At 69.5% G+C, this 6,711-nt stretch carries 5 protein-coding genes; all 5 read right to left on the bottom strand.

All coding sequences use genetic code 11. The features are described 5' to 3' along the window. Nucleotides 1-730, bottom strand: a 730-nt coding sequence (locus ACFPZI_RS04220) for a DEAD/DEAH box helicase (protein ID WP_381358366.1), incomplete at its 3' end; no start/stop codon positions are given. Nucleotides 731-1,188: 458 nt separating this feature from the next. Next, nucleotides 1,189-3,570, bottom strand: a complete 2,382-nt coding sequence (locus ACFPZI_RS04215; RefSeq protein WP_381358363.1) for a beta-xylosidase/alpha-l-arabinosidase — start codon at nt 3,568-3,570, stop codon at nt 1,189-1,191. Then, nucleotides 3,567-4,385 carry a carbohydrate ABC transporter permease gene (locus ACFPZI_RS04210; RefSeq protein ID WP_326756235.1) on the bottom strand — a complete coding sequence of 273 codons (819 nt, stop codon included), beginning with the start codon at nt 4,383-4,385 and terminating at the stop codon, nt 3,567-3,569. The genes ACFPZI_RS04215 and ACFPZI_RS04210 overlap by 4 nt, the downstream gene beginning before the upstream one ends. Then, nucleotides 4,382-5,338, bottom strand: a complete 957-nt coding sequence (locus tag ACFPZI_RS04205; protein ID WP_381358361.1) for a carbohydrate ABC transporter permease — start codon at nt 5,336-5,338, stop codon at nt 4,382-4,384. The genes ACFPZI_RS04210 and ACFPZI_RS04205 overlap by 4 nt, the downstream gene beginning before the upstream one ends. Before the next feature lie 10 nt (nt 5,339-5,348). Further along, on the bottom strand, nt 5,349-6,653 hold the full coding sequence (locus ACFPZI_RS04200; RefSeq protein WP_381358358.1) for an ABC transporter substrate-binding protein: 1,305 nt from the start codon (nt 6,651-6,653) through the stop codon (nt 5,349-5,351). Nucleotides 6,654-6,711: the final 58 nt, after the last annotated feature.

The raw sequence follows: 6,711 nt of genomic DNA, 5'->3' as shown, positions 1-6,711 counted from the left end.
GTACGGCGGCAGCCAGGTCCTCGGGCGGGGCGTCCTTGAGGAGGTAGCCGGTGGCGCCGGCCTCGATGGCGGGCAGGGTGTCGGCGTCCCAGTGGAAGGGGACGTCGAAGAGAGCCTGGGCGAAGGCGGTGACGGCGGCCGGGTTCTCCTCCGCGCCGACGGTGGCGCTGGTGGCGATGGCCTGGATGTCCCGTCCCCGGCCTACCCGGTCCTTCAACCGGCCCAGCAGCATGGCCAGTTCGGCGCCGCGTGCTCCGTCGTAGACGTGGGCCTCGTCGACGACGATGAACCTCCAGCCGCCTGCGTGCTCCCCCTCGAAGAGGTCCATGTCCTGGGGCCGGAGCAGCAGGTACTCCAGCATGGCGTAGTTGGTGAGCAGGATGTGGGGCGGCGTGGCGCGCATCTCGCGGCGGCTGAACAGTTCGTTGGGCAGGCGCGGCTCTCCGGGGTTGAGCTGCTCGAAGGTGTCGGCGGCTCGGTGCGGGTCGTCCTTGGTGTCGCCGGTGTAGCGGCCGAAGGTGATGTGGGGCGTCTCGGCGAGCAGTCGGCGCAGGCGCTTCATCTGGTCGTTGGCGAGCGCGTTCATCGGGTACAGCAGCAGGGCGCGGACCCCGGGGCCGAGGGTGCCGCGGGCGTGTTCGGCGGCGAGCGCGTTGAGGACGGGCAGCAGGAAGCTCTCGGTCTTGCCGGAACCCGTGCCGGTGGCGACGACCAGGTTGCGTCCGGCCACGGCCTTGCGCAGCGCCTGCTCCTGATGCCGGTACAGGGGGCGGTCGGCGGGCAGGCCGGGGCCCGTCAGTTGCCGGAACGCGGAGTCCAGCCGGAATCCTCGCCCGCCTCCCCGAAGAAGCCCGCCGAAAGATCATCCAGACCGAGTACTTCACACGTCTGGTGCCCGGGCCCGTCCCGGGAGACCCACAACAGCTCACTATCTGACCTCCGCCCTCCTCTTTTGGCCCGTTCTTCCCGATCCGCGACTGGCTTTGTTCACGAGAACCGGTTCTCGTGAACAAAGCCAGTCGCGGCTTGCGGAGAAGGGCGGCGGCGGGAACACCGGAGGATCCACGTCCTGGACGGGTCCGGGAAGACCTGGTCGGACGGCCCCCGTCCGAAGTGACGGAAGCGGGCTCAGCACGAGACAGCCCCCGGCCGGGGGAGCCGGCCGGGGGCTGTCTCGTGCGGTCCGGCTCAGGCCTGGGCAGCCGGTTCCTGGGTGAAGGGCGCGTGGAAGCGGCGGGTGTGGTCCACCTGGCGTTCCGGGCCGGTCAGGGTGACCGTCGCCGTCAGGCGCGCGTCGGTGCTCGAGGCGGCCAGGCGGAGTTGCAGGTCGCCCGGTTCGACGATCCGGTGACCGGCGCGGCCGGTGAAGGAGGCCACGTCGGCCGGAACCGTGACGCGGACGCGACGGGCCTCTCCCGGCTCCAGCGGCACCCGGGTGTAGCCGACGAGCCGCTGCACCGGCTGGACGACGGAGGCGACCGGATCGTGGAGATAGAGCTGGACGACTTCGGTGCCGGACCGTTCACCGGTGTTGCGGACGGTGAGGGAGAGGGTGAACTCGCCGTCCGTCGAGGCTTGTTCGGCGTCCACAGCAAGGTCGTTCCAGGCGAACGCCGTGTACGTCAGGCCGTGGCCGAAGCCGAACGCCGGCGTCGGGTCGATATTGGACACCTCGCTGACCTGGGCGAGCCGTGCACCGAGGTAGGTGGTCGGCTGGGACCCCGGGCCGCGCGGCACGCTGACCGGGAGCCGTCCGGAGGGGTTGGTGCGGCCGCTGAGCACCCCAGCGATCGCCTGGGTGCCGGCGACTCCGGGGAAGAAGGACTGCACGATCGCCGCGGACTCGGCGACGGCACGGCCTAGCGCGTACGGCCGCCCGGCGAGCAGGACGGTCACCACCGGCGTGCCGGAGTCGAGCAGCGCGTCCAGCAGGTGCTGCTGGGCGCCGGGCAGGGCGAGGGACTCCGCGTCGCAGCCCTCGCCGCTGGTGCCGCGGCCGAACAGGCCCGCGCGGTCGCCGAGTACGGCGATGACGATGTCCGCGTCCCGTGCCGCGTCGACCGCTTCGCCGATACCGGAGAGGTCTCCGTCGTCGACGCCGGTGCCGTGGGCGACGCTGATGTCCGCGTCGGGAAACTCGGCGGCCAGGGTGTCCCGCAGGGTGGGCAGGTCGATCCCGACCGGGACGTCCGGGTGCTGCACGCCCACGTGCTGGGGGAAGGAGTAGCAGCCCAGTACGGCGGTGGCCTCGGCCGCGTTGGGGCCGACCAGGGCGATGCGGCGGGGCCGGGCGAGCGGCAGGGTGCCGTCGTTGGTGAGCAGGACGACCGCCTTCTCGGCGACCTCGCGGGCCAGTTCCCGGTTCTCGGGCCGGTCCAGGTCGACCCTGCCTCGCAGCGCCTCGGGGTCGTCCAGGTCGACGCCCTCGAGCGCGGGCGGGACCGGGCTCCAGTCCGGGTCGAGCAGGCCGAGGACCGCTTTCTGGCCGAGGACGCGGCGCAGGGCGCGGTCGATGACCGACTCCGGTACCCGGCCGTCGGCGACGGCCTCGGCGAGCGGTGCGCCGAACGTCTTGACGGTGGGCAGTTCGACGTCGACGCCGGCCTTCAGCGCGGCGCCCGCGGCCTCCGCCCAGTCGCCCGCGACGCCGTGCAGGGTCTTGAGGAAGGCGATGCCGAAGTAGTCGGCGACGACGGTGCCGTCGAAGCCCCAGGTGTCGCGGAGCAGTCCGGTCAGCAGGCTCTCGTCGGCCGCGGCGGGGACGCCGTCGGTGTCCGTGTAGGAGTGCATCACGGAGCGGGCGCCGCCCTCGCGGATCGCCATCTCGAACGGCGGCAGCAGGACGTCGGCCCGTTCGCGGGCGCCCATGGGCGCGGGGGCGAGGTTGCGTCCGGCGCGGGAGGCCGAGTAGCCGACGAAGTGCTTGAGGGTGGCGACGATCCCGGCGGACTCCAGGCCCTGGACGTACGCGGTGCCGATGGTGCCGACGAGGTAGGGGTCCTCACCGATGGTCTCCTCCACCCGGCCCCAGCGGGCGTCGCGCACCACGTCGAGGACGGGCGCGAGACCCTGGTGGACACCGACGGACCGCATGTCGCGGCCGATGGCGGTGGCCATCCGGCGCACCACGTCCGGGTCGAAGGTGGCGCCCCAGGACAGCGGGACGGGGTAGGCGGTGGCGCCCCAGGCGGCGAAGCCGGCCAGGCATTCCTCGTGCGCGACGGCGGGAATGCCGAAGCGGTTGGCCGAGGTGATACGGGACTGGGTGCGCAGCAGGGAGAGCGCGCCGAGCGCCGGGTCGACGGGTGCGGTGCCGAAGGGGCGGGTCAACTGGCCCAGTCCTGCGGGCAGAAGCGCGTCGAGGTCGACGGCCTCCTCCATGTCGTGCTGGTGCGGGGCCACTTCGCCGCCGTTCGCGGACGCGCCGACCCACACGCCGTACAGCTGGGCGATCTTCTCGTCCGGGGTCATCGCGCCGATCAGCGCGTCGACTCTGACGGCGACGGGGCGGTCGGGGTCGTTCCAGAGGGGGATTTCGGGGGTGGTCTCTACGGCCACGTTGGCGGTCACTTTCCTCCGACACCCATCAGACCCTGGACCAGGGCGCGACGGGCGAACAGGTAGACGAGCAGGATGGGCACCATGGACAGCACCACGGCTCCCAGCAGACCGGGGATGTCGATGCCGTGTTCGGTCTGGAAGTTGTACAGACCCAGGGTGACGACCTTGGCGGAGTCGGACTGGGTCAGGACGAGCGGGAACAGGAAGCCGTTCCATGCCTGGAGCGCGGAGAAGACCACGATCGTGGACAGTCCGCCCCTCGACAGCGGCAGTACGAGCTGGAAGAACATGCGCCGTGGGGAGGCCCCGTCCATGGCCATGGCCTCGTACAGTTCCGGGGAGATGTCGCGCATCGCGCCGCTGAGGATCAGCGCCGACATCGGCAGGCAGAACGCGGCCGTGGGCAGGATGACGCCCAGCAGGTTGTCGTACAGCCCGGCCTCGCTGATCAGGTAGAACATCGGCACGATGACGGCCTGGGCGGGGATGGCGAGACCGAGCAGGAACAGCCGGAAGATCGCCGACGTGGTCCGGCCCCGGCTGCGTACGATCGCGTAGGCGAGCGGCGGGACCAGCAGCAGCACGATCCCGATCACGCAGCCGGTGACGACGAGTGTGTTGAAGAAGTACTGGCCGAAGCCCGAGTCGAAGGCGCCGGTGTAGTTGTCCAGGGTGAAGCTGTCCGGGATCGAGACCGGGCCGTTCTCGGCGTAGTCCTGGCGGGTGCGCACGGTCGCGGCGAGCATCACGTACAGCGGCAGGCCGACCAGGAAGAGCCAGAAGAGCGAGCCGGCGCCGGCCAGGTAGTGGGGACGGCGCCTCATGACACACCCTCCATGGTGCTGCGCATCTTGTCGTAGCCGGATACCCGGACGACGATCAGCGAGATGATGGTGGCCGCGACGACCAGGGCCAGGGCGATGGCGGAACCGGCGCCGAAGTCGAAGCCCTTGAACGCCTTGTCGTACATGTAGTAGGCGCTGATGGTGGTGTCGGTGCCGGGGCCGCCCTGGGTCAGGATGAGGACCGTCTCGAAGGTGGTCAGGCCGCCGACGATCATCAGGATCATCGAGGTGATCATCGAGTTGCGCAGCTGCGGCAGGGTGATGTGGAAGAACTGCCGGTAGCGGCCCGCCCCGTCGATCTCGGCCGCCTGGTAGAGCACCTGCGGAACGGCCCGGGCGGCGCCCTGATAGATCAGCGTGTGGAACGGGGTGAACTGCCAGGTGCTGACGAACGCCAGCACCCCGATGGCGGTGGCCTGTTCACCGAACAGGTTGCCGTCGCCGAACAGCCAGGTGGCGTCGGCCGGGATGCCGAAGTTCGGGTCGAGCAGCGCCCGCCACAGCACGGAGACGGCCGTCGCGGACAGCAGCAGCGGGATGAAGTAGATGACGGACAGCACGGCCCGGTTGCGCTGGTGGCCGGCCGCCCAGACGCCGAGCACGATGCTCAGCGGCGTCTGGATGACCACGCCGAGCACGGTCAGCAGCAGGGTCAGCCAGATGCTCTGGAGCATCACCGGGTCGTCCATCAGGCGGGACCAGTTGTCCGTGCCGACGAACTGGGGCGAGCCGATCCCGTCCCAGCTCATGAAGGACAGCACCGCCACCATGATCAGCGGGGCGATCGCGAAGAGGGCGAAGAACACTGCGGCGGGCAGCGCCCAGGCGAAGCCGGGGCGGCCCACCTTCGTTGCGGACGAGGCGGGCGGCCTCCGCCGGGACCCCTTGCGGGGTCCGGCGGCGGGCGGAGCGCTCGTGATCTTTGTCGTCATGAGCCGTTCGTCACTCGGTCGGGAGGGCCTGCATGGCCTTGATGAAGCCGTCCGCGTCGAACTGTCCGTTGAAGAACTGCTGGATGGCCTTGTGCATGTCCGAGCTCGCCTTCTGCGGGTACGCCTGGTCCCAGGACAGCTGGAACGACGGGGCGCCGGCGACCAGGTCGTACTGGAAGCGCGAGTACTCGGGGGTGCCCGCGGTCTCGATGAACTTGTCGGTGTTGGTCGTGGTCGGCAGGTTGCCGATGTCCAGCTGCGCCTTGACGAAGTCGTCGGAGTACATGAGCTTCAGGAACTCGGCGACGGCCTCGGGATGCTTGGTCTTCTTCATCACCGAGTAGTAGTTGTTGGTGTTGCCGGCGACGTCGGCCAGGTCGCCCTTGCCGCCCTCGATGGCCGGGAAGGCGGTGTAGCCGAGGTCCTTCTCGGCGAACGCCTTGTGGTCCGTCAGCTGCTGGGAGTAGTACCAGGAGCCCATCAGCTCGAAGCCGGCCTTGCCCGAGGACACCAACTGGACCGAGCCGCCGTTGGTGTACTTGACGGAGTCGTAGTTCTTGCCGAAGGCGCCGGCGTCGACGAGCTCCCTGATCATGCTCAGGGCCTTCTTGCTGTCCACGCTCTCCCAAGCGCTCTTGTCGCCCCCGACGGCCTTCTCGAACAGCCCCGGGCCGGCCACGCGGTCGAAGAGGTACTGGAACCACATCTGCGTCGGCCAGACGTCGCCGCCGCCGAGCGCGATCGGGGTCACGCCCTCGTCCTTGAGCTTCCCGACCGCGTCGAGCAGTTCGTCCCAGGTCTTCGGCGGCTTGACACCCGCCTCGTCGAGGACCTTCTTGTTGTGGAAGAGCAGGACCGGCTGGGTGCCGCGCATCGGGATGCCGTACGGCTTGCCGTCGACGACGGCGTTGTTGAAGACGGACGGCAGGAACTTGTTCTCCAGGTCCGGGTCCTTCTTGATGAAGTCGTCCAGCGGCATCAGCAGACCGGCCTTGACGAACGGCTTGATGCTGCCGCCGCCCCAGTTGAAGAAGACGTCCGGGGCCTGGGGGGTGCTGATGATCGTCTGAAGCTTCTTCTGGTAGTCCGCACCGGGGATGGTGTCGAGGACGACCTTGACGTCGGACGTCTTGTTGAACGTGTCGACGAGCTGCTTCTCGACCTTGTTGGTGGCGTCACCGTAGACAAGGACATGGATCTTGCCGTCGTCCGACGACGCCCCGCCGCCCCCGTCGCCGCAGGCCGAAAGGGTCAGCACCAGGGTGAGCGTCGCACCACCGGCGACCAGTCTGGGCAAGTGCGCACGTGTCTTCATCGTTCGCCTTTCGAAAGTTTCGGCCTCATCACCGAAAGTCCATGCCGTGGGACAGTAG

The sequence above is a fragment of the Streptomyces chlorus genome (assembly GCF_042655885.1).
Lineage (GTDB): Bacteria > Actinomycetota > Actinomycetes > Streptomycetales > Streptomycetaceae > Streptomyces > Streptomyces chlorus.
This window is presented reverse-complemented; position numbering and strand designations above follow the sequence as displayed.

Coding starts and splice junctions, on each gene's coding strand:
- ACFPZI_RS04210 (WP_326756235.1), bottom strand. CDS start 4,385: ATGAGGCGCCGTCCCCACTACCTGGCCGGCGCCGGCTCGCTCTTCTGG.
- ACFPZI_RS04205 (WP_381358361.1), bottom strand. CDS start 5,338: ATGACGACAAAGATCACGAGCGCTCCGCCCGCCGCCGGACCCCGCAAG.
- ACFPZI_RS04200 (WP_381358358.1), bottom strand. CDS start 6,653: ATGAAGACACGTGCGCACTTGCCCAGACTGGTCGCCGGTGGTGCGACG.